The organism is Bacteroidota bacterium, assembly GCA_026391695.1.
In the GTDB taxonomy this organism is placed as follows: Bacteria; Bacteroidota; Bacteroidia; order Bacteroidales; family JAGONC01; genus JAPLDP01.
The window spans coordinates 1-24,687 of sequence record JAPLDP010000020.1; the positions used below are offsets into that span (position 1 = coordinate 1).

20 protein-coding genes are annotated in these 24,687 nt (G+C 46.3%); 10 read left to right on the forward strand and 10 right to left on the reverse strand.

Going from position 1 to position 24,687, the window contains the following annotated elements; all coding sequences use genetic code 11:
• Positions 1-187 precede the first annotated feature (187 nt).
• Positions 188-325, reverse strand: a complete 138-nt coding sequence (locus NT175_01005) for a hypothetical protein (protein ID MCX6233291.1) — start codon at positions 323-325, stop codon at positions 188-190.
• Between the two features lie 566 nt (positions 326-891).
• Between NT175_01005 and NT175_01010 the strand changes: the two genes are divergently transcribed.
• Genes NT175_01010 through NT175_01020 form a run of 3 tightly spaced genes read left to right on the forward strand, consistent with a single transcriptional unit; the run spans position 892 to position 2,741 of the window.
• Complete coding sequence (locus tag NT175_01010) at positions 892-1,869, forward strand: hypothetical protein (GenBank protein MCX6233292.1); 978 nt, start codon at positions 892-894, stop codon at positions 1,867-1,869.
• A gap of 30 nt (positions 1,870-1,899) precedes the next feature.
• Entirely contained in the window at positions 1,900-2,469 is a 570-nt protein-coding gene (locus NT175_01015) for a hypothetical protein (protein ID MCX6233293.1), read from the forward strand.
• Between the two features lie 2 nt (positions 2,470-2,471).
• Complete coding sequence (locus NT175_01020) at positions 2,472-2,741, forward strand: acylphosphatase (protein MCX6233294.1); 270 nt, start codon at positions 2,472-2,474, stop codon at positions 2,739-2,741.
• On the opposite strand, the gene mnmD is transcribed toward NT175_01020, so the two are convergent.
• Together mnmD and NT175_01030 are read right to left on the reverse strand one after the other, a co-directional pair.
• On the reverse strand, positions 2,734-3,408 hold the full coding sequence (gene mnmD / locus NT175_01025; protein ID MCX6233295.1) for a tRNA (5-methylaminomethyl-2-thiouridine)(34)-methyltransferase MnmD: 675 nt from the start codon (positions 3,406-3,408) through the stop codon (positions 2,734-2,736). The two genes, NT175_01020 and mnmD, sit on opposite strands and share 8 nt — an antisense overlap.
• 9 nt (positions 3,409-3,417) lie before the next feature.
• Positions 3,418-4,671 carry a hypothetical protein gene (locus NT175_01030; GenBank protein ID MCX6233296.1) on the reverse strand — a complete coding sequence of 418 codons (1,254 nt, stop codon included), beginning with the start codon at positions 4,669-4,671 and terminating at the stop codon, positions 3,418-3,420.
• Positions 4,672-4,799: 128 nt separating this feature from the next.
• On the opposite strand from NT175_01030, the gene NT175_01035 reads away from it, so the two are divergent.
• The 3 genes from NT175_01035 to rdgB all read left to right on the forward strand — a co-directional run bounded on the left by NT175_01035 (position 4,800) and on the right by rdgB (position 7,055).
• A complete protein-coding gene (locus NT175_01035; GenBank protein MCX6233297.1) occupies positions 4,800-5,513 on the forward strand; it encodes a 3'-5' exonuclease in 714 nt (237 codons plus the stop codon).
• 109 nt (positions 5,514-5,622) lie between these two features.
• Positions 5,623-6,333 (forward strand): FKBP-type peptidyl-prolyl cis-trans isomerase, encoded by a 711-nt coding sequence (locus NT175_01040; protein MCX6233298.1) that lies wholly within the window; start codon positions 5,623-5,625, stop codon positions 6,331-6,333.
• Between the two features lie 80 nt (positions 6,334-6,413).
• Positions 6,414-7,055: an RdgB/HAM1 family non-canonical purine NTP pyrophosphatase gene (rdgB, locus tag NT175_01045; protein MCX6233299.1), complete on the forward strand. Its 642-nt coding sequence runs from the start codon at positions 6,414-6,416 to the stop codon at positions 7,053-7,055.
• Positions 7,056-7,078: 23 nt separating this feature from the next.
• On the opposite strand, the gene NT175_01050 is transcribed toward rdgB, so the two are convergent.
• Complete coding sequence (locus NT175_01050; GenBank protein ID MCX6233300.1) at positions 7,079-8,092, reverse strand: D-alanine--D-alanine ligase; 1,014 nt, start codon at positions 8,090-8,092, stop codon at positions 7,079-7,081.
• Positions 8,093-8,421: 329 nt separating this feature from the next.
• Between NT175_01050 and NT175_01055 the strand changes: the two genes are divergently transcribed.
• Genes NT175_01055 through NT175_01065 form a run of 3 tightly spaced genes read left to right on the forward strand, consistent with a single transcriptional unit; the run spans position 8,422 to position 12,511 of the window.
• Entirely contained in the window at positions 8,422-9,279 is an 858-nt protein-coding gene (locus NT175_01055; protein ID MCX6233301.1) for a PASTA domain-containing protein, read from the forward strand.
• On the forward strand, positions 9,280-11,445 hold the full coding sequence (locus NT175_01060) for a T9SS type A sorting domain-containing protein (GenBank protein ID MCX6233302.1): 2,166 nt from the start codon (positions 9,280-9,282) through the stop codon (positions 11,443-11,445).
• Positions 11,446-11,479: 34 nt separating this feature from the next.
• A complete protein-coding gene (locus tag NT175_01065; protein ID MCX6233303.1) occupies positions 11,480-12,511 on the forward strand; it encodes an RluA family pseudouridine synthase in 1,032 nt (343 codons plus the stop codon).
• 438 nt (positions 12,512-12,949) lie between these two features.
• On the opposite strand, the gene NT175_01070 is transcribed toward NT175_01065, so the two are convergent.
• On the reverse strand, positions 12,950-16,885 hold the full coding sequence (locus tag NT175_01070; GenBank protein ID MCX6233304.1) for a PAS domain S-box protein: 3,936 nt from the start codon (positions 16,883-16,885) through the stop codon (positions 12,950-12,952).
• 159 nt (positions 16,886-17,044) lie between these two features.
• Positions 17,045-20,131 (reverse strand): PAS domain-containing protein, encoded by a 3,087-nt coding sequence (locus tag NT175_01075; GenBank protein MCX6233305.1) that lies wholly within the window; start codon positions 20,129-20,131, stop codon positions 17,045-17,047.
• A 21-nt stretch (positions 20,132-20,152) separates the two neighbouring features.
• Here NT175_01075 and NT175_01080 point away from each other — a divergent pair, with 21 nt between their 5' ends.
• Positions 20,153-20,392: a hypothetical protein gene (locus tag NT175_01080; GenBank protein MCX6233306.1), complete on the forward strand. Its 240-nt coding sequence runs from the start codon at positions 20,153-20,155 to the stop codon at positions 20,390-20,392.
• A gap of 274 nt (positions 20,393-20,666) precedes the next feature.
• On the opposite strand, the gene NT175_01085 is transcribed toward NT175_01080, so the two are convergent.
• The 4 genes from NT175_01085 to NT175_01100 all read right to left on the reverse strand — a co-directional run bounded on the left by NT175_01085 (position 20,667) and on the right by NT175_01100 (position 24,684).
• Entirely contained in the window at positions 20,667-22,424 is a 1,758-nt protein-coding gene (locus tag NT175_01085; GenBank protein MCX6233307.1) for an ATP-binding protein, read from the reverse strand.
• Positions 22,425-22,883: 459 nt separating this feature from the next.
• Positions 22,884-23,645: a hypothetical protein gene (locus NT175_01090; protein MCX6233308.1), complete on the reverse strand. Its 762-nt coding sequence runs from the start codon at positions 23,643-23,645 to the stop codon at positions 22,884-22,886.
• Positions 23,646-23,656: 11 nt separating this feature from the next.
• Positions 23,657-24,292: a hypothetical protein gene (locus NT175_01095; GenBank protein MCX6233309.1), complete on the reverse strand. Its 636-nt coding sequence runs from the start codon at positions 24,290-24,292 to the stop codon at positions 23,657-23,659.
• A gap of 14 nt (positions 24,293-24,306) precedes the next feature.
• Positions 24,307-24,684, reverse strand: a complete 378-nt coding sequence (locus NT175_01100) for a response regulator (protein ID MCX6233310.1) — start codon at positions 24,682-24,684, stop codon at positions 24,307-24,309.
• Positions 24,685-24,687: the final 3 nt, after the last annotated feature.

The window sequence follows — 24,687 nt, forward strand, 5'->3', positions numbered from 1 at the left end:
CTGAACAATGAATTTTGTCAAAACAAAAACTGCATCAATATCTTACAAATTATCCCAGCTTGCCTAATTTTTTGTATTCGTCCTGGAAATAGTATAGCTTTTTATCCGAATTTTGGATTTATGAATTATTCAGGCTAAATACGGCACCCTGAATTTTATAAGAATGATCTTGAAATATCGGAGACAATTAAATCGGACAAAACCAATCAAAATCCTTATCATCCTCTTTCGCCGATGCCATTTCGTCGCTTTTCCCTTTAACTAATTGCTCATAGTAGCCGAAAACTTCTGATTCAAAATCAGAAAGCGTTTTGCTGGTCTTCATAACATATTTATTAGTGTTTCTATATTAAGAAAAGGTATAATGAAATTACGTGCCACAAATTCACGATCCTTTACGATTAATGCAATATATTATATTTCAGCTACTTCCCGATCCAAATCTTAGTCAAAGAAAGATAATATATTTTATCTATCCATTATATTTAATGGTTAGCTTTAATAATAACGGCATTCATTTAAACTTATTTATTGTAATTTTGTTGCATAAAATAAAAAAAAATTTGGCAGACTTTTTACAATCTGATATAAAATTCAGCAGGAAAGAAATTCTCAATGACCACCGGTTTGCCAGTGAAAGCCGTCAGGCCAGCCTGCTGGGAAAGTATCCGAAGATATTCTAATCACCTAAAATTTAGGAAAGACAACAGAAAACCTTGGTATATAAATTGACCTATGCATGCCTTCTTTCAGGATTTTTATATTTTTGCAGGCATTATGTACAGCAAAACTGACCGCAGGGGTGTGATAACATTGCGATCTTTGCGCAAGCCTTTGCGTACATTGCGGTATTAAATAGTTTCAAAATCAGAACATTCAAACAATCACCCTATGAAAAACACAGTCATGAAATTAACTGGCACCTGTATTCTTTTTGCCGGCTTGTCGCTAACACTTTATAGCCAGAGTGCTGAAGAAATCATCAACCTTTATAATGAAGGTGCCAAAGTGGCCAATACCAATACAAAAGCTGCTGTTGACAGTTTTACAAAAGTCGTTGGCATGTGTAAACAGGTAAATGACACAGCAGCCGCTAAGGTATGTCAGTTGGCGCAGACACAATTGCCTGCGTTGCAGTTCAAATATGCCTCCGAGCTCTATACATCTCAGAAACTTGACTCGGCCATTGCGAATTTCGAGAGAGCCCTGCAATTTTCCGAAACATACGGCGATGAGCAAACTAAAGGCAAAGCTATCGATAACCTTTCTAAACTTTATCTGTCGCTGGGTAATAGTTTCTATAAAGCCGAGGATTTCGCCAATGCCACAATCAACCTCGATAAGGCCCTGTCATTTAATCCGAAATATGCTCGGGCATTTCTTACCAAAGGTATGATCTTCAAGAAACAGAATAATACCGAAGCTATGAAGGATGCCATGGATAAGGCCATTGCCTATGCTACAGAAACTGCAGATGAAAAAACAACCAATGCGGCTAAAAAGACTATGAAAGACTTTTATCTGGTCAAGGCCAATGATGCTGTAAAAGCTAAATCCTTTAAAACTACCTTGGACATGCTGGATATGTCGAAGGGATATGACGACACCGACCCGAATCTTTACTACCTGTATGCTGTGGCTTATAATAATCTGTCGGAATGGGATAAAGCCATTGCCTCAGCACAGAAAGGCATAGAACTGGAAGCCAATACCAAGGAGGCCAGGGCTAAGTTCTATTTTGAACTGGGCAATGCCCAGCTGGGTAAGAATGATAAAACCGCTGCCTGTTCTGCCTATAAAAACGCAAAATTCGGAAGCTTTGTCGAACAGGCTAAATATCAGATCGAAACAGTTCTTAAATGTAACTAAAGGATAAGATGTCCTTTCAAATTCATATACATGTACACCGTCGAACCATTTTATCTGTGGTGCAGCCTTTATGTGGCATCCGAAGATGAAAATTCACCGTTCTATGGCCGTGTCTATAATGAATTCGAATGTGTAAACACCATTTATAATTATTATATTCATCCCCAGTGGGATGATATTGGATCTCCAACACTCTATATTAAAATCCTCTTTGCTGATTATACCAGACATTTCTGCGTTATAGAGCTTATGGGCGAATGGAACGATACACTCCATAATGACATTATGTACCTGAAAAGGAATATCATTGAACACCTTGAGTACGCTAAAATCAATAAATTTATCCTCATCGGTGAAAATGTCCTGAATTTTCATTCTTCTGATGACTCGTATTACCAGGAATGGTTAGAGGATATCGAAGAAGGCTGGATTGCCGCTGTGGGATTCCGCGATCACGTCATCAGGGAATTTTTTGATGCACGAATTGATTATTATATAGCCTTCAGTGATGAGCTGGACGACATCAACTGGCGGTCATTCAATCCGGTTCATTTATTTGAGAAGGTAGAAAGCCTGATGGTCAAACGACTGAATCCTTAATTATGACCAAATTACTTCATATCAGGATATACGGAAGGGTACAAAATGTCGGATTCAGATATTCTGCCCGGCAGACTGCCCTGAAATATGGGATCAACGGTTACGCAAAGAATGAGCCGGATGGTTCGGTGATCATTGTCGCAGAAGGAGAGGAAGACATGCTCGATAGGTTCGTGGAATGGTGCCGCAATGGACCCTCCTGGGCAATAGTAGACCAGGTTCTGGCCCATGAAGAGCCTGTTATGAATTATAAGTTTTTCGAGATTAAATGATTTTTCTTGCCCGTGTCATCTCCTTTTTACCTGGTGCTCCCGGTAATTTTTCAATCTGAAAACCGGCACTTTTCATTGCTCTTCTCACAGAGCCACTGGCACAATAAGTGACAAGAATGCCACCAGCTCTCAAACATGAGAACAACTTGCTGAAGACCTCTTCTGTCCACATCCCAGGTTGCGCATGGGGCCCGAAAACATCAAAATATATGCAGTGAAACTCATTGTCGTTCAGATTGCCATCTAAAATTTCGCGTTGAATTTTAAGCAGTTCAAAATTATCACGGAACCTGGCCTTTTTATTCCATGGCAGGCGATGCAGCGATAAAAACCATTCCTCACCTGCGGTTTCCTGTATAATACCTCCATAATTCAGCTTTGAACAGACCTCGTTATCAACAGGATCAGGTTCAAAAGCAGTATAAGAAATATTTAATCCACATTTTTCTGCTTCTATACACGACAGGAAAGCGTTTAAGCCGGTGCCGAAACCGACTTCCAAAATGGAAAGCGACTTTTCTACCTTTGATACAAAGAGCAATCCATTGTTGATATATACATGCATAGACTCAGCTATGGCGCCGAATTTTGAATGATAATGCTCATTCAGTGAAGGCACAAAAAGAGTGTGAGAACCGTCACCGGTGATGATCAGACGTGTTTCCATCCTAAATCATTATTTGTTGTATAACAGATGGGCATTACGGATGGTATCAGCCATAGTAATAGTAGAGATAAGATCGGGCACAGGAAAACCATATATTTCGATTTGCAAACCATGCACAACATAGAGTTGACTGAATAGTCCATCAAACAGTAACGAACCGGCTGAAGAAGCATTCCCATATTGCAGGAGGCTATTGTGGTCATATCTGTACCAGTATATCCCGTTTTCTGTTCCAATGATCACATTAGAATGATCAACAGCCACACTCGACATGATCATGCCATATGTAAACGTATGCGGCTCCGATAAGTTATTCGTCGCAGTATTATAAAGCCTGATACATCCACCGGCTGAAGTATTGCCCACTACGTAGGCTTCATCGCTGTCTTTATAATGAAAATTGATGACTTCGATACCGGACTGAACCTGCCCTTTCAGTACGCCGCTCACCAGGTAGTACGCCGACACCCAGCGCTTATAGCCTGATCTTTCAGCAATGTCGGCAAGAACAATATCATCATGCAGAAAAACACGTGCAGGTGACAGTACATCCGAAAATGGTGTGGCAAATTTAATCACCCCGCTTCCATCATAGGCCCTGATGAAACCATTCCGGAAAGAAACGAAAACCAGGCTCTCATCCGAATATATATTCCTCTTTAAATGGAACGGAGGATTGATCATGGGCTCAACAGACCATAGCGGAGCAAAACCGTCAAGATCATAAACCTGCATATTTATCGTATAATTACCCGAAAAATATAACTGCTGATGCCGTGAACTGATATCCGAAGCGGAATAATCACCCTGCACAGTATAAAGGTATTCCGCAGAAGTGCTGTTCTTTACTGAATAAATGTCAATGTCATCCTGCCTATCTGTCAGTATGATAATCTTTTGCAATTCCATGGGTACTTCAGTGATATTCAGCCTGACATAACCATTAGCTGTATTCACGCCATCAAAAGCTGTGATCATCAGAAAGTACATCCCGCTTTCCAGATGAATATCGTTGATGATATACTGTTCATCGATCGTAAAACTTTTCGACTGCGGAAAATAGGAAAATCCATAAATGACCGGTGTGAGATGATCGTTTACAAGTGCAACCTTAATGCTTTCAATAGCCGTTTCATCTGAAACCGACGCCAGCACATGAATAGTGTCAAAAACATTAAAATTACCATCACCGGAGGGTGACAAAATCGTAATTTCCGGATCAATAGTATCACTATTCTCTTTACAGGCAAAAAAAAGAGACATCAGGATAAAAAATATCAGAACTGATTCAATGGAGCGGATATGCATCAGAAAAAAAATGATACAGTTGAGGTTTTTAGGCGATTATGATTAATTTTATAAATAAATAAAACAAGCACTAAATTACTATTATGTTGAACAACGTTGTATTGGAAAATATCCTGATCATCGATATTGAAACGGTTCCCTGTTACCCTGAATATGACATGATGCCGGCCGGGCTTCAAAAACTATGGGATCATAAGGCTGAATGGATCAGAAAAAAGGATGACGATACACCTGCTTCTCTTTATGAAAGGGCCGGAATTTATGCTGAATTTGGAAAGGTGGTATGTATCTCGGCAGGATTTCTGAAAGGCCAGGAATTCCGGATCAAATCTTTTTATGGCGAGGAGGAAAAACCTGTTCTTGAAGAGTTCGCTACGCTCCTTAAAACCTATTTCAACAGGACCGATAAGCTATTATGTGCCCATAATGGTAAGGAATTTGACTTTCCGTTTCTGGCCAGGCGTATGATGATCAATGGATTGAGGATGCCTGAAATCCTGGATACATCAGGCCGCAAGCCTTGGGAGACAAGGCATCTGGATACCATGGAGTTATGGAAATTCGGTGACCATAAAAACTATGTGTCACTGGATCTGCTGACAGCGATTCTGGATATCCCAACCCCAAAGGATGACATTACAGGAGCCGACATATGCCGCATTTACTGGAAGGATCATGATTTGCCAAGAATCGTGAAGTATTGCCGGAAAGATGTCATCGCCGTTGCCCAGGTACTTATGCGGTTTAGAGAGGGAGAAGCAATACCGGATGACAAAATAATCTTTGTCGACAATTAAAATCCGGTTTTTCTGATTTAAACATCATATTTTTTCCATATTTGTTGTTCAAACCTCTTTTCCTTTTAAATCTTCTGTATATTTGCCGCTTCATTTTAAAATTTAACACATGAAAAAAATCACGATTCTAAGTCTGTCTATTCTTTTTGTAATGGCCTTCATGAGTGAAAGTTGCGCCCAGAAGAAAAAAGGCAAATCAGCAGCAATGAAAAACAGAAGCGACACCATTAGTTATATCATTGGAAGAGATATCGCTACCAAGCTGAAAACGTTTCCAACCGATTTTAATGCAGAAATCATCTACCAGGCGATATTAGATGAATTTGAAGGCAAAGAACTATTATTTACACCAAAGGTGAGTGATTCGCTGATGGGTCTTTTCCAGCAGGAAATAATGGGAAAACAGCAAGCAGCAGAGCAGGAAAACCTCCAGAAAACAAAAGCAGCCAGCGCCGTGTTTCTGGCTGAAAATAAATCAAAAGAAGGTGTGATAGAATTACCCAGTGGCCTGCAATATAAAGTTATCACTCCCGGCCAGGGGAAAAATCCAGTCAAAACTGATTCCGTCACCGTTCATTACAAAGGTTCTCTCGTCGACGGCACCGTCTTCGATTCATCTTACGACCGCGGCCAGCCTATAACCTTCAAGCTTAATGCGGTCATTCCGGGATGGAGCGAAGGCGTACAGCTCATGAAACCCGGTGCAAAATATATCCTGTATGTTCCTCCACAAATGGGTTATGGTGATAATCCCGTGGGACCGATACCAGCTGGTTCGACTTTGATCTTTGAAGTAGAGTTACTTTCCATTAATAAATAGTTGACAGTCAGCAGTCGGCAGTCGGCAGTAAAATTATTAATCCCCGACTGCCGACCGCCGACCGCCGACCGCCACTCCCCATGCTCACCCTTGTCTTCGCCACCAATAACAACTTTAAGGTAACAGAAGTCAGGAACCTGATTGAAGCCCATTTAAACAGGAAGGGTTTATCAGCGGCCATTGAAATCATCGGATTGGCTGATGCAGGCTGCCATGAGGAACTCCCCGAAACCAGCGATACCCTTGAGGATAATGCCTCACAGAAAGCATTCTTTGTTTATAGAAATTTTAGTAAAAATTGTTTTGCCGACGACACGGGTCTGGAAATTGAAGCACTGAATGGCAGGCCTGGCGTCCTTTCTGCAAGATATGCCGGAGAAGATAAAAATTTTGAAAATAACATCCGGAAAGTGCTGCAGGAGTTGCATGATATTCCTGACCGAAGAGCCCGTTTCAGAACAGTCATATCCCTGGTCATCGATGAAAAGGAAACACGCTTTGAAGGGATTGTCAATGGCCGCATCATCACATCACCGCGGGGTTCAATGGGTTTTGGCTATGACCCTGTCTTCCTGCCCGACGGATACGATAAAACCTTCGCTGAAATGACCCTGGAAGAAAAAAATAAAATCAGCCACAGGGCAATGGCGATAAGGAAGATGATTGAATACCTGAATGAAAATATAGTCGGCAGTCGGCAGTCGGCGGTCAGCAGTCTTTGAAGTTACCGGCGACTGTCAACTGGTTACTGGCGACTGCCGACTGGTGACTGAAGACTTCTTCTCCAGAAAGCATCCTCAATCGCCATCGAATACACTTCCCTGAGTGTCATTCCCATTGTCCTGATCTGTTTGGGTACGATACTCGCTTCGGACAGGCCAGGGACGGTGTTCACCTCAAGAAAAAACAACCGTTCTCCACTGACAATATAATCAAACCTGACAATGCCACGGCAGCTTAATTCATGATATAAATAAGCCGATATACGTTTACATTCCTTTTCTATCGGCTCTGTCACCCTGGCTGGGGTGATTTCATCAGCCATGCCTTCAGAATATTTTGCCTCATAATCAAAAAATTCCTTTTTACTGACGATTTCCGTCAGGGGAAAGATGATATCTGCCCCTTTGAAATTGATCATCCCGCAGGTGATTTCAAATCCACTGATGAAATTTTCAACGACGATCTCATGGTCTTCGCCGAAAGCTTTTTCGATGGCTGCAGGCAGTTCAGAAGCTTGTTCAACTTTTGTCACGCCAACGCTGGAACCACCGTTATTGGGTTTAACAAAACAGGGTAAACCTACACTACGGAAAATATGATCAGCATCTATTGAATCAAAACGTGTTATAAAGATCGAATCGGCAGTATTCAAGCCAAGGCAACGGGCTATCCGGTTTGTGAAATATTTGTTGAATGTCACGGCTGACGTGGTCGTTCCGCAACTGGTATAAGGGATATCCAGCAAGTCAAAATAACCCTGCAGCTTGCCATCTTCACCGGGTGTACCATGGATAGCCATAAAAACAGCATCAAAAAATATTTTCTTCCCCTTTAGGATGACGCTGAAATCATTCCTGTCAACAGACGTTTCCTCTCCTCCGTCGCCGATATAAACCCACTTTGTCCTGTCGATATAAACCATGTAGACCTCATATTTCTCCAAGTCTATCTGATCTTTGACCACTCCGGCACTTTTCAGGGATATTTCCAGCTCACCGGAGTATCCACCTGTAACAAGGGCAATATTCTTCTTCATCTGGCATCACATGTTAGGCTCTCAAAAATAATATAAATGTAGCAAGAGGCAACACTATACAAATCAAAAATTAAAGATTAAAAAGCAAAAACATAAATTTAAAATCAAAAATATAAGCGCCAAGCTTGTAGCTTGCAGCTAATAATCAACCATCCAACAACGGAACTATGGAATAATGCGTATATTTGCCCGGGTATTACAATAAAATCAGGTTTTTCAAGTTAAATAGTGCAAAGCCTGGAGGAGACTCACTCCCGACGGGGTTGACTAAAAAAAAGCCTCCGTGAGGGAAAGGTCATAAGCAGCAAATTTATCTCGCGTTAATACACATGAGCTTCTGGCAATTTCTGAAAAGTAGGACATTTTTCAAGAACCTTGGATTGGTCATCCTGTTAACAGGTGTGCTGTTGTTCATCACTTTCAGGTTGCTGAAACTTTATACCCTTCATGGTGAAGTGATTACATTACCAAATTATTCCGGGCTGAATCTGGCTGATCTGAATTACGATCCATCGCATAATGACCTTACTTTCATCGTCGTAGATTCTGTGTATGACGACACTAAAGAAAAAGGAAGCATTGTCATGCAGGATCCTCTTCCTGAATCGAAGGTTAAAAAAGGAAGGAAAATATATCTGACTGTGGTCGCTATGCTGCCCGAAATGGTCAGCATGCCTAATCTGCGTGAATTGTCACTGCGCCAAGCCGTGTCATTGCTACAGACCTATGGACTGAAAGCCGGCAACCTGCAGTTTGTACCCAGCCAATTCGAAAATGCCGTACTCGACCAGAAATATAACGGCATGACCATTGAGCCTACTACCATGATCGAGAAAGGATCGAGCATAGAACTGCTGGTGGGCAAACGGGGATCAAAAGTACCTGTGCCCTGCCTGATAGGCTTCAACGAAGCCGAGGCTCTTACAGCCATCAAACAGGCTTCACTGAATGTGGGCAACCTGCATTTTCTGGATGAACAAGACCAGATGCATTCCCGGATATACCAGCAGATGCCCTCATGCACCACAAACCTATTACTGGAAATGGGCACACCCGTTGAGATATGGTTCAGATCGGACAGGTATTTCAACTTTGATGAACTGATTAAACTTTTCAGAAAAGACACACTGAGGGTGGATAGCATAAACCTGGATTATTTAAATAGTGTAAATGACAGCATAGATTAAATGAGGAATTTCTTCATATTTTTTTCGCTTTTAATGTCGGTGTTTACTTTAGCTGCACAGGAGGTCATCACCGATTTGGAATATAATCCTTTGCTGCGTGCTTCGCAACAGCCTAAGAGTGCCGCTATACTGAAATCAGTCGATAATAACCTGTTCACTCCTGTTGTCCTGCCTTTTTTCGACGATTTCAGTTCAGAAGACATGTATCCTTCACAGCTGCGCTGGCTGGATAAATATGCCTTCATAAATGCCACGTATGCTATAAATCCTCCCAACATCGGAACAGCGACACTTGATGCCATCAATGAGAAGGGTGAGATCTATCCTGGCGTCATTCCCGGTCCTATGCCTTTCATTGCCGATTATCTGACTTCACGGCCTGTACGGCTTGATTCGGTCTTCGATCCTGTGCCGCATGCGATGACTGTCGGAGATTCAGTGTACCTGAGCTTCTACTTCCAGCCACAGGGTCATGGTAATCCCCCTGAATCCACCGATTCACTGGTGCTTGAATTTGGCGTTTATACCGGCGACAGCGTCTTTGCTTATATGGACTCAATTACGGTGACCATTGAAAAGACCTATTATCCCAATGACACTATCCTGTTGCCATGCCCCTTGCCCGATGATTCAGTGTACGTTTCGGTAAATCCCTGGCTTCAGTTGCACAATGCACAGCTGATGCTCATTGCGGGTGATATTGTGACATTGCCCTGCGATTCAGTGTTTGAACCAAAAATTGAATGGGATCACATCTGGAGCACTCCGGGAATGGCACTGGATACCAACTTTTATAAAGAAGGATATCCTTTATCATACTTCCATCAGGTTATGATACCCATTACCGACAGTGCACGATATTTCAGCAAATACTTTGTCTTCCGTTTTAAAAATTATGTCAGCCTCGCCGATAATTCGCTGCCAAGCTGGCAAAGTAATGTCGACCACTGGAATATCGACTTTGTATACCTGGATATGAACCGTAAGTGGTCGGATACGACTTATTCCTTTCTGAGTTTTGTCGATGCCGCACCCGGCATGCTGCGGCGTTATGAAGCCATGCCATATAAACAATACATGAGTGATCCGATCACCGAGATGAAAGACTCTATCGATATCGTCATCACCAACCTCGATACCCTGAGCCATAATTCGACGTACAAGTATATCCTGTCGGATGAACATGGTGTACCGCTTGATTCATGCCTGCGGGGTAACTGGGATATCCCGCCCGTTTATACTGATGGGTATCTTGATTACATCAATTTCAGCAGGCCGCCTGTATGTTTTGGCTTCTACCCTGTAATTTATAATGCTGACAGTGCATCTTTTACAATTACCCACATCCTTTCCAGCGGCACCGGTTCCAGCGAAAACCTTGGCGACACCATACGTTTCCGGCAAAACTTTTATAATTATTATGCCTATGACGATGGCTTACCCGAAGCAGGCTATGGGCTTACACCTGCCGGATCACTGCTGGCATACCGCTTTATCCTCAATAAACCCGACACTCTGCGTGCTGTCCAGATGTACTTCAACGAAACCCGCACAGGTGCTAACCAACAATATTTTTCATTGATGGTGTGGAATGATGACAATGGCCTCCCCGGCCAGGTCATATACTCCAAAACAGGCCTCAAACCGCAATACTCCAAAAGCCTCAGCCAGTTTTACACCTATTACTGCGACTCTGTTGTGCCTGTCGTCGGCCCTTTTTATGTTGGCTGGGCACAAACCACCAGCGACAACCTGAACATCGGCTTTGACCGTAACAGGCAGGCACAGGAAAATATCTTCTATAATGTCGCCGGTACTTGGACAAAAAGCATCCAACAGGGATCACTGCTGATGCGTCCTCTCCTCGGTAAATCCATACATGACTACCCGGTTAACATACCTGTCAAAGCTGACCAGATTGCCATATACCCCAACCCGGCAAAATATACGGCCATTAACCTGATGCTGCCACCAGACATGGATGACCCCGCCCACTCTGACCAGTTCGACCTCCGGGTATATAATATCATGGGACAATCGGTCTATAACGGACCCTTTGAGAAAGATTTCAATATCTCATCCTTTGATAATGGGATCTATATTCTCACAGTCAGGGATATGCAACGGAATAAATTTTGTACCGGCAAACTGATAATTTCCAGATAACGCAGTAACTTCATCATCCAACATGTCCTCAAGCATGGACGACATACCCGTTTTATCAGACGACCAAAGTGAACTTTACGAACATTTCAGTTTCGCTGCCGATAAAGGGCAGGAACTCCTGCGCATCGACAAGTTCCTGATGCACCGTATCGAGAACGTTTCACGCAATAAAATACAAACAGCCGCCAAGGCAGGGAATATCCTCGTCAACGGCAAACCTGCAAAATCCAGCTATAAGGTCAAACCCGGCGACCACATCTCCATCGTGATGAGCTTCCCGCCAAAGGAAATTGAGATCATCCCCGAGAATATCCCATTAAACATTCTTTATGAAGATGACGATATTATTGTCATCAATAAAGCCGCAGGTATGGTTGTTCATCCGGCATACGGCAACTACACCGGTACGCTGGTGAATGCCCTCGTGTTTCACCTGCAGGTTGCTGCCGCCGCCAATCCCGACATCGCTCCCCACCTCGTCCACCGCATCGATAAAAACACATCAGGACTATTACTGGTCGCCAAAAACGAACTGGCCCAATGGAAGCTGGCACGGGAATTTTTCAACCATACTATCCAGCGGCAATACATCGCCCTGGTATGGAGTGATATCAGGGAAGACGAAGGGACCATCACCGGCAACATAGGCCGTAACGTCAGGGACAGGAAGATCATGGCGGTATTTCCCGAGGGAGACCATGGAAAACACGCAGTGACACATTACCGTGTCATCGAACGCTTTGGTTACACTACTCTTATCGAATGTGAACTCGAAACAGGTCGCACACACCAGATACGGGCACACATGAAATATGCCGGCCATCCCCTCTTCAACGACGATGCCTATGGCGGCGACCATATCCTGAAAGGCACCACCTTCACAAAATATAAACAGTTTATCGACAACTGCTTCGACATCTGTCCCCGCCAGGCTTTGCATGCCCGTTCGCTGGGATTCATTCACCCGTCAACAGGAGAGCGGCTGTTCTTCAACTCAGAGCTGCCGGAGGATATGAAGCTGCTGATTGGGAAGTGGAGGAGTTACACGGCAAATAAGGGTGATTAATAGCTTCAAGCTACAAGCTGCTAGCTTCTAGTTTTGGGATTGGGATTATCACCTCCGTGCTTCCTCCGTGGTTAAAACAAGCCTCAACACCCGCTGTAACTTCCATTTTTCCTGTCTGAAAACCCGGCCTGAAGTCCGGGGTAATTCAAATCACGAATTCTAACCCCAGGTACGCATTATTGTGATGACCCATATTTTTAAAGTACCGGCAGTAGAAGTTTTGTAAATCGTTTTTAGATGTTATGGAATAAACCAACCATTAATTTTTCTATGAAAAAATGACTGTTTTCAGAAATTCTCCGTAGGAGAATCCCGTTTGTAAAAGAAAACGAAGGATAAGATATACAAAGCTCCGGCCGAGTGAAGCGACGTCCCACAGAGCTCAGCGAATGCGGGATCGGCAGTCACTTAGCATTGTCAACTGTCAATTGTCGATTGTCAATTGCCCACCGGAAGGGAGAACCAAAACGTCGCCCCTCCGTTAACTTTTCCTTCTGCCCCGATGCGGCCGCCATGGCGATGAATGATGCGCTGCACGATGGCCAGCCCAATCCCTGTGCCTTCAAATTCCTTCGCGCTATGTAGACGCTGGAACACGCCGAAAAGCTTGTCCGCGTATTGCATATCGAATCCCGCGCCGTTGTCACGTATAGAATAAGTGATCTCTTCTCCCTGGTCATCACTGTTCACTTCGATCACTGCACGCTCCCTCCCGGAAGAAAACTTGATGGCGTTGCCGAGCAGGTTAATCCACACCTGCCGGATCAGCGTATTGTCCCCCACTGCCGGACATAATGGGTGGATATGAAAATCGATCCGCTCCACTTCCTCCGGCTTCGTCAGCTCATCATAGACCGACTTCACCAATGCGTCCATATTGATTTGCGTAAATTGCATTTCTGTACGCCCCAGGCGCGAAAGCGCGAGGAGATCATCGATCAGCAGATTCATTCTTCCGATGCTCTCCTGTATAATTGAACATGCCCGTTTCCCCTCAGAATTCAGGTTTGGTTCATTCTCTTCCTGAAGGATGTGTGCAAATCCATCAATGGCACGCAGAGGAGCACGCAGATCGTGGGAAATTGAATAGGAAAAAGCCTCCAGCTCTTTATTGGCTGCTTCTAACTGGGCTGTGCGTTCTCTGACACGTTGTTCAAGCTCCGCATTCAGTTTTCTTATTTCCTCTTCCGCCCGCTTGCGCTCGGTGATGTCGCTAGCAATGCCAAATTCTCCAACGATTTTCCCTTCTTTAAACTGGGGCATGCTCGTGAACTCGCCGATTAAGTACTCACCTGATTTGGCAAGAATCCGCAGTTCATAAGGACGAGGGTACTCGCCTCTCAAGACTTGCTGAAACGTGTCTGTTGCAAGTTGCATATCCTCTGGATGAACAAGGGTCGCAAATGTCTTTCCTACCCATTCGTCTCTCGACCATCCAGTAATGGTCTCAAAAGCTGGATTTAGCGATGTGAACCTACCATCATCGGCGGCAAGTGTGTATATGACGTCTGGTACAGTCTCAACAATGGTACGATAGCGCTGCTCGCTCTGCTTTAGCTCTTCTTCCGCCCGCTTGCGCTCGGTGATGTCAATATCCATCTCGAGGATGAGAGGAGAACCATCGGTGTCTGTAAAGGGGAAGTCATATACGTCGATAACGCTGGCGCCATCCAAGGTTGTTACTTGCCAATGATGAGGCTTTGCGGTTTTTAACACCCTGTATGTCTCGCAAAAATCACAGGGCTCTTTTTCCCCAAAACAATACTCATAGCAACGCCTCCCGTACGACTCGCCAAATTTATCCCGGAAAGCGTGATTGGAAAAGGCGACATGATAATCCGGAGTCAGCAGGCATACCATTATCGGGATAGCTTCCAGTACATCATGTAACCGTTGTCGTTCCGCTTTTATCGCTTCCTCCGCCCACTTGCGCTCGGTGATGTCGTCGATGATTCCATCATAATATTTCACATCACCCTGATTGTCTTTAACGGCCACCGCTGACACGGACCCGACAAAGAGACTTCCGTCTTTCTTTTTCAGCCACAATTCCTCGCCTCTGACAAATCCTTCTTTGAGCATTTTATCATTAAACATATTCCTGTCTTCTGGATTTTGATACAGGTCGGAAACGTTTATAGCCAGGAATTCCTCTTTGTTTTTATACCCAAACATCCCAATGATGGCGGGATTGGCTTCAATGAATTTGCCTTCAGGTCCAACGGTATTCCTGTAAATTCCTAAGTTGATGTTTTCTGTCAAACCCCTGTATTTTTCCTCGCTTTTTCTCAAGGCTTCTTCCGCCCGCTTACGCTCAGTGATGTCGCGAAATACTCCCTGCAGAGTTTTCCTGCCTTGAAGATTAAGATGATTGGCTTTGATTTCCACTTCTCTGATGATGCCGGCACTTGTCACAACTTGCGTTTCCAAAGTATGACCTTCTTTATCGCCCAGGTGTTGCCTGAATGTGGGAGAGGTGGCCGTCTTGTCGTTATATGGTGGGTGCAATATCGTTTGAGATTGCCCGATCAATTCCGACCGCTCTCTGCCTACTATAGCCGCCAGAGCTTGGTTGCAATCAATGATGAGGCCAGTTTCCGCATCCGCCAGGCATATCCCGTCCAGGGATTCGTCAAACAGGGTTCTGTAACACACTTCGCTCGACCGCAGCATCTCTTCCGCCCGCTTACGCTCGGTGATGTCCTCAACAGTGCCGTCATAATACAGAGTTTTTGCCTGCGAATCCCGGATAGCACGGGCGTTTTCTCTGACAAAAATTATGGTCCCATCCTTTCGCTTCCAAGCGGATTCTAATCCCTTGACCTCGCCGTCCTTTTCGATAATTTCAATGAACTGCGTGCGAGGATAGGAAGGATCGAAGCCATTTTTCTCAAGGTTTCTGGTTGAGAGATCATCGTAAGATGAGTAACCGAGCATCCTGACCAGAGCAGGGTTGGCCAGATGAATACTGCCCTCCGGAGTCGTTCTGTAGAGACCGATGGTAGAATTCTCATACAAGGTACGGAACCGCTCCTCGCTCTCCTGCAGTGCCTCCTCCGCCCGCTTGCGCTCGGTGATATCGCGGGAAATTCCACGGTAGCCACGCAACCTGCCATCAATGTCGAAAAAAGGGACACCGCTGGTTTCCAGCACAACAATTCGGCCGGCGTTATCAAAGTTGCTGGTTTCCATTCCTTTGAACGAGATCGGAGACTCCGATAATGTACGGAACATCTTAATAGCATGCTCTCTATCTTCGGGTATCATAAGGTCGAACGGCGTTCTCCCAATCATATCCTCCGGCTTGTATCCCCAGAGTTCATTGATTTGCGGGCTGCAATAGGTGTAAACACCGTTGGCGTCCATTTCCCAGACAAAGTCATTTGTGGTTTCTGTCAGTGCTTGGAATTGTTTATGGCTTTCTGGCAGCGCCTCCTCCGCCAACTTGAGCTCGGTTATGTCGACGAAACTTTCGAGTAGATGTTTGCGACCATCCAGCATGACAGAAGTCACTGTCTTGAGAATCGGTATCCTCTCGCCGTCGGCATTCAGTAACACGCGCTCTGAGTGGTCTACGCTCTGTCCAAGGTCGGTGATAGGACAATATCCCTTCTCTGCTGGGCAAATGTAATTATGGCACACAGAACCAATAATCTTTTCTTTGGGCACACCAACCATTTTGGCGGCAACAGGATTGGCATCAACTATCATATGCGTTTCGGCATCAATCACAATGATCCCACTCGGTGTTGAGTCCAATACGGTCTTTAGATGCGTTTCGCTCTCCTTCAGCGCCTCCTCTGCCTGTTTGCGCTCGGTGATGTCGCTCATCGCGGCACGGCATACAGGCATGCCATCAGCAGCCAGCGCAGCAGTAGCCTCTATCCGCACCCAGACAGGATTATCGTCAGGATGCTTCATCCGCAGTTCGCAAACTTGGGGTGAACCTGTCTTGAAGAGCTGTTTGCGGTAAAGGTAAAAGATATCCTGGTCATCCTTGAGGATGAACCGTGTGATCGGTTGTTTGACCAGCGCACCACTGGCTACGCCTAGCAGGGTCGCGGCGGTAATGTTAGCCTCAAGGATCAGCGCCTTTTCACTGAGCGTGCAATAGCCTACTGGTGCCAGATCGTACAGGTCAAAATAGCGTAAACGTGACGCTTCCAGTTCGACCTGCGCCCGCCGTAACTCCTCGTTCTGCATCTCCAGCTCGATCTGATGCACCCGCAGCTCATGGAGAACCTGCCGTACATCCTCTGGCGATAATGCATCTGAACTTTCCGGTATCCGGGCAGCCTTTCCCTGGGCTATCTTTTCCGCCCGCTGGCGCAAATCGTCTGTCTGTTTGGTACCGGTTTTTTTTATTTTAGTCATATTATACCCCCCATTTTTTGAGTGCGAACGGGCAACTCTATCAATCCCGTTTAACCGCGAGTGTGCAAAGCTATTTAATATACCGTATTAGCGCGACCTCCATCATTCTTATCATTGTCAATTGTCAATTGTCAACTGCCGACTGCCGACTGTCAACTGTCAACTGTCAACTGCCCGTTCAGTGGTTGTGATGGCATACATTTCGCCGGCTTCATTCACCAGCGCTGTGGCTGTCAGCAATACTTCCACAAGCCGGCCGTCTTTAGTGATCCGTTGTGTGTGGAAAGGCTCAAGAACCTTAGCCCGGCCCAGTTGCTGAATAACAGCCAGCTCATTCTCACGGTAGCTCTCCGGGATCCGGTCACGGATATTCATCGTCAATGCCTCGGCTTCACTCCATCCATACATACTTGTGGCCGCCGGATTCCAGGCCAAGATGCGACCGTTCAAATCCTGCACCGTAATGGCATCATGCGCGTCGCGTACCACCACAGCCAGGCGGCGCATGCTCTCCGATTCCAGCAGCAATTCCCGGGCCTTTTTTATCTCCGTATTGTCAGCAAAGGTGATCACTGCACCCTCGATCACGTTGTCAAGGGTGCGGTAGGGCAGAATGCGCATCATGTACCACATACCCGCCAATGTCTGCACTTCCAACTCTTTAGGAATCAGGCTTTTCAGCACATCCTGAACGTCCGCCCCCAAACGGTCATAGCCCACAAGGTTCGAAACAATGTGGGTTACAGGACGCCCTACATCGGTCAGGATCAGATTGATGATCGGCGTGACGACAGGAGTGAAACGTAGTATGCGAAGTTGATGGTCGACAAAGATAGTTCCGATGCCCGTGCCGGCCAGCAGGTTGTTCATATCGTTGTTGGCCCGCGACAAATCACTCACTTTGGTTTGCAGTTCAGTGTTTACCGTGGCCAGTTCCTCGTTTACCGATTGGAGTTCTTCCTTGGAAGTTTCCAATTCCTCGTTGGTGGATTGCAACTCCTCGTTGACGGACTGCATCTCCTCATTGGAGGATTTGAGTTCTTCGTTGGAAGTCTCCAGTTCCTCGTTGGTGGTTTGGAGGTACTCCTCTTTGGCGCGCAGTTCCTGCTTCAACGCTTTAATGCGGGCGTCGGAATCCGTGGGATTCCCGATCATTCCGTCAACCGTTTCCATGGTAGCGGTCTTCGCGAACCGTTCCGGGTCCGCTGCCGGTATATCCTCGAAAACGACCAAAAACAAGGGTGGTGCGACACCGGACTGTGCCATGCCCGGCAGGACCGCGTCAGTACCCGCTGCCACCGGCTGTATCGTCAGATTTACGGTGGTGAAGTTGCCATTGGTTTTTACCCGCAGCCCCTGGCATAGTACCGGCTTTCTGCCTGCGACAGCTTTCCGCAAGGCCGTGGTCATTTCACGCCGCAACCCTTCACGGGCCATTTTCAGGATATTGTTAATTCCGGCCTCGCCCGGTGCCGGTTCCAGGTACGTCCCGGTGCGGCCATGGAGATAGAAAATGTCGCCGCGTGCGTTGACGAGGGCGCCGACAGGGGCATATTCTTGCAGCAGCGCCTGTTCGACCAGTTCGCGCAGGGGAAACTTGCTCTCGCCGGGTGCCTTCCCAGTGGCCCGTGGAACAATAACTTCTTCTGTCAACGGCGGGAGAAACCTGCCCATGGCCGCGTGCAGTGCGCCGTGAACATCCTCTTTGCGATGATACAGCTTCCATTTGCGATCCATCATAGCATAAAATTCCGTAAACTGGCCTACAGTCTCGGAGGTGCCCAGGAAGAGAAAACCGCCTGGATTCAGTGCATAGTGGAACAGGGGAATGAGCTTCTTATGCAGTTCCCCGTCCATATAGATCAGGAGGTTGCGGCAACTGATCAAATCGAGTTTGGAAAAGGGCGGGTCTTTGACCAGGTCCTGTTCGGAGAAGACCAGCATGTCGCGGATACTTTTATGGATGCAGAAGGCGCCGCCGTCAGACTCCTGGGTAAAAAAATGCGCCAGCCGTTCCGGCGAGATATCGGCGGCGATGTTTTCCGTATAGACACCGGCGCGGGCCGTGTCAAGAGCCTGCTTGTCAATGTCGGTGGCAAAGACCTGCACCTTGAAACTCTGCTTCAGCGCCTCTATGTGCTCCTGTAGCAGGATTGCAATGGAATAGGCTTCCTCGCCCGTAGAACAGCCGGGCACCCACACACGCACAAATGCACCCGAGTGTTTACCGGCAAAAAGACGCGGGATGACCTGCTTCTCGAGCGAGGCAAACGCCTCCAAATCACGGAAAAAACTGGTTACACCTATCAAAAGGTCACGAAAGAGCGCCTCCACTTCAGAAGGATTTTGCTGCAGATAAAGCACATACTTGTCAATATTTTCGATCTGGTTTACAGCCATACGCCTCTCGATGCGGCGGATGATGGTGTTTGGTTTGTAATGCGAAAAGTCGTGGCCGGTTTGGGCGCGCAGCAGGATGAAAGTCTTCTTCAAGGCGTTCTCGGCCTTGAGGACCGGTACGGTCATATACCGGGGTATCTTGCCGAATGCATGGGCCCCGTATGCAATGAGCTGGGCAGGCATCTCTGCCGGCGGCAGGATAAAGTCCACCAGACCGGTGGCTATAGCGCTGCGTGGCATGCCGTCGAATTCCGTGGATTCGGGATTCTGTGCCATGACCATGCCACCCTCGCCCTTAACTGCCCGCACGCCCAAGGTACCATCGCTACCGGTACCAGAGAGGACGATGCAGATAGCCCGCTCACGTTGGTCCTGCGCCAGGGAGCGAAAGAAAAAGTCAATAGGCAGGCGCTGGCCGCGGGGTGCGGAGGGTTCCAGCAACTGCAGCGCGCCATTCAGAAAGGCCATGTCGTGGTTGGGCGGGATAATATAGGCGCAGTTGGGGCGCACCACCGTACCGTCCTCGACCTCGAAGACCTGCATCCGCGTATAGCGCTTGACCAGGTCGGTGAGGATGCTTTTGTGATCCGGGGCCAGATGTTGCACCAGGACAAAAGCCATACCTGGATCTGAGTCGGCCGGCAAAGCAGAAAAAAACGCCTCAAAAGCTGCCAATCCCCCGGCCGAGGCGCCGATGCCCACGATAGGAAAACCCGCATTCGTTGGCATATCCGCCTCTGCATCCAAAGCATGCTGAGCAGGGATAGATTTTGGCTCCTGATTATGCAGCATTGTCTCTGCCGGGTATTTCAATGGTCTAGTACCGGTTTTTTTTGTTTTGGTCATGTTACATCCTCCATTTTTCGCGTGCGGACGGGCAACCCTGTCAATCCCGTCGAAACGTTCGGGTTCATCGATACTTTACTTCAGCTTCTCCCTGGCATACTTGCACGCGGTAAGGCCGAACGCCGGTTCAGGCACGCATCCGGTGTACACGCCTTAACCCTGCTTGCTGCCCAGTTGTTTTTAAATGAACGACATTTATTCAATACAAATATAGGCATTATTCTCTTTAAAAACAAGAATATTGTGTGGCAGGATATGTAACAATTACGCTAAATATCTAACTTGCTTTATTCATAAAGTTTATGCGTCTTAGTGGTTAAGTATTTTAACCGCTAAGAACGCTAAGTTATACGCAAAGTGCGCAAAGACTTTTATCAGTGTTCGATGCTTTTTATCGCAATAAGAACTTTGCGTTCTCTGCGCCTCCTTTGCGAACTTTGCGGTTTATACTTTTTTCAATCAACAGTCGGCAGTCGCCAGTCATAAGTCGTAAGTCACTGGCCGCTTACCATTGTCAATTGTCAACTGCCGACTGTCAACTGCCGACTGTCGACTGATTGCCCACCGGAAGGGAGAACCAAAACGTCGCCCCTTCGTTAACTTCTCCCTCTGCCCACACGCGGCCGCCATGGCGATGAATAATGCGCTGCACGATGGCCAGGCCCACGCCTGTGCCTTCGAATTCCTTCGTACTGTGCAGGCGCTGGAACACGCCGAAAAGCTTATCCGCGTACTGCATATCGAATCCTGCGCCGTTGTCACGTATTGAATAAATGATTTCGTCGCCGCGGTTATCACCTTTCACTTCGATCACTGCACGCTCCCTCCCGGAAGAAAACTTGATGGCGTTGCCGAGCAGGTTAATCCACACCTGCCGGATCAGCGCAAGGTCCCCCACTGCCGGATATAAAGATTCGAAGTGAAAATCGATCCGCTCCCGTTCCTCCGGCGTTGTCAGCTCATCATAGGCCGACTTCACCAATGCATCCATATTGATTTGCGAAAATTGTATCTCCGTGCGTCCCAGGCGCGAAAGCGCCAGAAGATCATCGATCAGCAGATTCATTCTCCCGATGCTCTCCTGTATGATGGAACAGGCCCGTTTACCCTCGGTGTCCAGGTTTGGTTCATAGTCCTCCTGAAGGATATGTGCAAATCCATCTATGGCCCTAAGAGGAGCACGTAGGTCGTGGGAGATAGAATAGGAAAAAGCCTCCAACTCTTTATTGGCTGTTTCTAACTGGGCTGTGCGTTCTCTGACACGCTGCTCAAGCTCGGAATTCAGCTTTCCTATTTCCTCTTCTGCCAGTTTGCGCTCGGTGATGTTCGTCAAACCACCATAAAGTATGAGAAGCCCTGGATTCTGTGGTTCCGAAAAACATTCAGCAGAGGAATGGATCCAAACCACGTCGCCGTTCTTGTGTCGGATGCGAAGCTCGCACGAACTCTTCCAACCCGGGGTCAGACCTATGACATTTTCCTTAAAGAGAGCGATATCCTCCTCGACGACCAAGAAACTCCAACAGCCTTGCGCCTTGATCTCCTCGCTGGAGTAGCCGGTAATGCGGTCTGCCGCATCCGTCATCCAGTCAATCAAAAAACGGCCATCCTCCCCGGTGCGACAGGAATATGCAATATCCGAAGAAATCGCCGTGATACGTCGGAAACGCTCTTCACTCACCCTCAACGCTACCTCGGTCCGCTTGCGTTCGGTGATGTCGCTCAGCACGGCACGGTATACAGCCCTGCCGTCAACATCATGCGCAGCAGTAGCCTCTATCCGCACCCAGATAGGATTGTCGCCAGGACGCTTCATCCGCAGTTCGCATACCTGCGGCTCACCGGCTTGCCCTGAGCTTACAAAATGGGTCTCGAAGAGCTGTTTGCGGTAAAGGTAAAAGATATCCTGGTCTTCCTTGAAGATGAACCGTGTGATCGGCTGTTGTACCAGTGCACCCCGGGCCACGTCCAGTAGGGTCGCGGCGGTAATGTTAGCCTTAAGGATCAGCCCCTTTTCACTGAGCGTGCAATAGCCAACCGGCGCCAGATCGTACAGGTCAAAATAGCGTGTACGCGATGCTTCCAGTTCCGCCTGCGCCCGCCGTAACTCCTCGTTCTGCATCTCCAACTCGATCTGATGCACCCGCAGCTCATGGAGTACACGCCGTACATCCTCTGGTGATAATGTTTCTAAACTTTCCGGTATCCGGGTAGCCTTTTCCAAGGCTATCTTTTCCGCCCGCCGGCGCAACTCGTCTGCCTGTTTGGTTCCGGTTTTTTTTGCTTTAGTCATATTATATTACACATTTAATGCTTAATAATGCGAATCAAGAGTTAAACCAATAAAAGTCAGGTTAACCGCAAAGTTCGCTAAGGTATACGCAAAGTACGCAAAGGCTTTTAAAAGTATTCAACGCTTTTTATCGCATTAACAACTTTGCGTTCTCTGCGCCTTCTTTGCAAACTATGCAGTTTATATTTTCTTTGCGCTCTTTGCGCCTTCTTTGCGAACTTTGCGGTTTATACTCCTTTCAATATACTGTATTGGCGCATCCTCTCTCATTCTTACCATTGTCAACTGTCGATTGTCGATTGCCCACCGGAAGCGAGAACCAAAACGTCGCTCCTTCGTTTACTTTTCCCTCTGCCCAGACGCGGCCGCCGTGGCAATGAATGATGCGTTGCACGATCGGGGCATCATTCACCTCCTATAACTTGAATAATTCATAAAAAATAGTTACATCAAATCTCCTCATTGCTTTTTATTTTCACGAATCGTAATCTCAAGCAGGGCATGACGCTTTTTGGCGTCCTGAATCAGGGAATCAGCGTTATCCTGGCCGATCGCAAAACAGGTCTTGATGGTTTCGCGGATTTGCATACCCTCCTGCAGGAGTTCTTTGGGCATCAAGCGCTCAAATTGTTCACGATATTTCCCTGTTAGCAAATCATCAATAGAGGCCCCTTTCAGCAATTGTCCCTTGCGGTTAATCCAGCCCATGTCAAGTAATTGGGTAATAAAAGACGGCACTTGTTTGCTTTTTAGAAAAGTCTGAAAATAATTCATCACTTTGAGGGTGAACCGGCGGCGGATTTCCTTTACAATCAGCTTGACAATCAATTTATCAAGGTCATCGCTCAGTTTTTGATACTGGATTAAATCAATCTTCCCCTGTTGCGCCCGTTCAAGAACTTCGCTGGGAACAATGTGAATTGAAATTTCCATCATCTTTTGCCCTTCATCACTCAGCGCGTATTGAATATCCATGCTCAAGCCCTTCATCTCACGGATCAGTTTCCGCCTTTCTTCCGGTGAACAATCCGCCGATAGCCGCTCACCGTGCTTTTCCATGTCCAAAATCGACTTCACCATGCCGGGAGCCAATTGCGGGGAAAAAAGATTTGCAACGCGATAAAGAGCAAGTAGTTTTTCCGTGGAAACTTTTTCCGCGTCAAGGTATAGCGGTGAAAACAGGATAGGGTTGGCGCGTAACAATGAAGGTTTCTGAAGCATATTTTTTTTCTTTAGGCGTTATAAATTGCTCCAATACTGCGGAATGGAAGGCGATAAATAACATAAGAAACCAAAAAATCCTTTTCAAGCATTTTATCCAAACGGTGCATAACGCCCATAAAAACAATGGGCAATTCTCCTTTTTGAAGTGTGCTTGTAATGCGATTTAAGATGAATTCATCCCTCAATGTAAGTAGTTCCCTGCTTTTAGCCTGGTATTCTGCAATCGTCTCCTTCCGATCCTTATCAGAATTTTTCATCAGCAGTTTATTAAGCAGATCGTATTCCCGTATTAATAAATCTATGTTTTCCGTGCCCTCAAGTTTCGCCCTCTTCTGTATTAAATCTAAAATTAACAAGAAATTAGGACTGCCACTCTCGGCAAGTCGCGTAACTATTTCCAATTCATTACCGCACACCGGCACACCATCCTGATAAATGCGTGTCTGATTCCAGGGTAAGTTTAGTCCTCCTATTTTGGCAGCAATTCCCTCCCACATTTCATCAACTGCCGACAGCTCCTTATCGATTTTTCCTCTTTTTATATCATTTTTTTCATTTCCATGCAGGATTGAAGCTGTGCGTCCTGAATCTTCCCGTGCATGCAGAATAGGCACATAAATAAGTCTTCTGAGATCTTTCATCATTTCTGCTCCTTTATTTAAAGTTCAAGCGCCTTGCTGATTACGCTTACCAAATCTTCATTTTCAAAAGGCTTGCTTAAGTATTCGCTGACATTAAGGTCGGCCGCGTCCCTGATGGTATCAGGACATCCATATCCTGTCAGGATGACCACACGGACTTTGTCATCGTTTTTACGGATATTCCGCAAAGTCTCAATGCCATCCATTTCAGGCATGCGCAGGTCAAGTAGTATTAAATCCGGATTCTTCTGCTCATTAAGCAGAATGCCGTCGGAACCGTTGGAAGCACAGAAGACCTGATATCTTTCTTCTTCCAGCACGTCTTTCATCAGATCCAACAGTTCCGGTTCATCATCAATCATGAGTATTTTCCAATTCGCAAATTCTTTTTTCATATT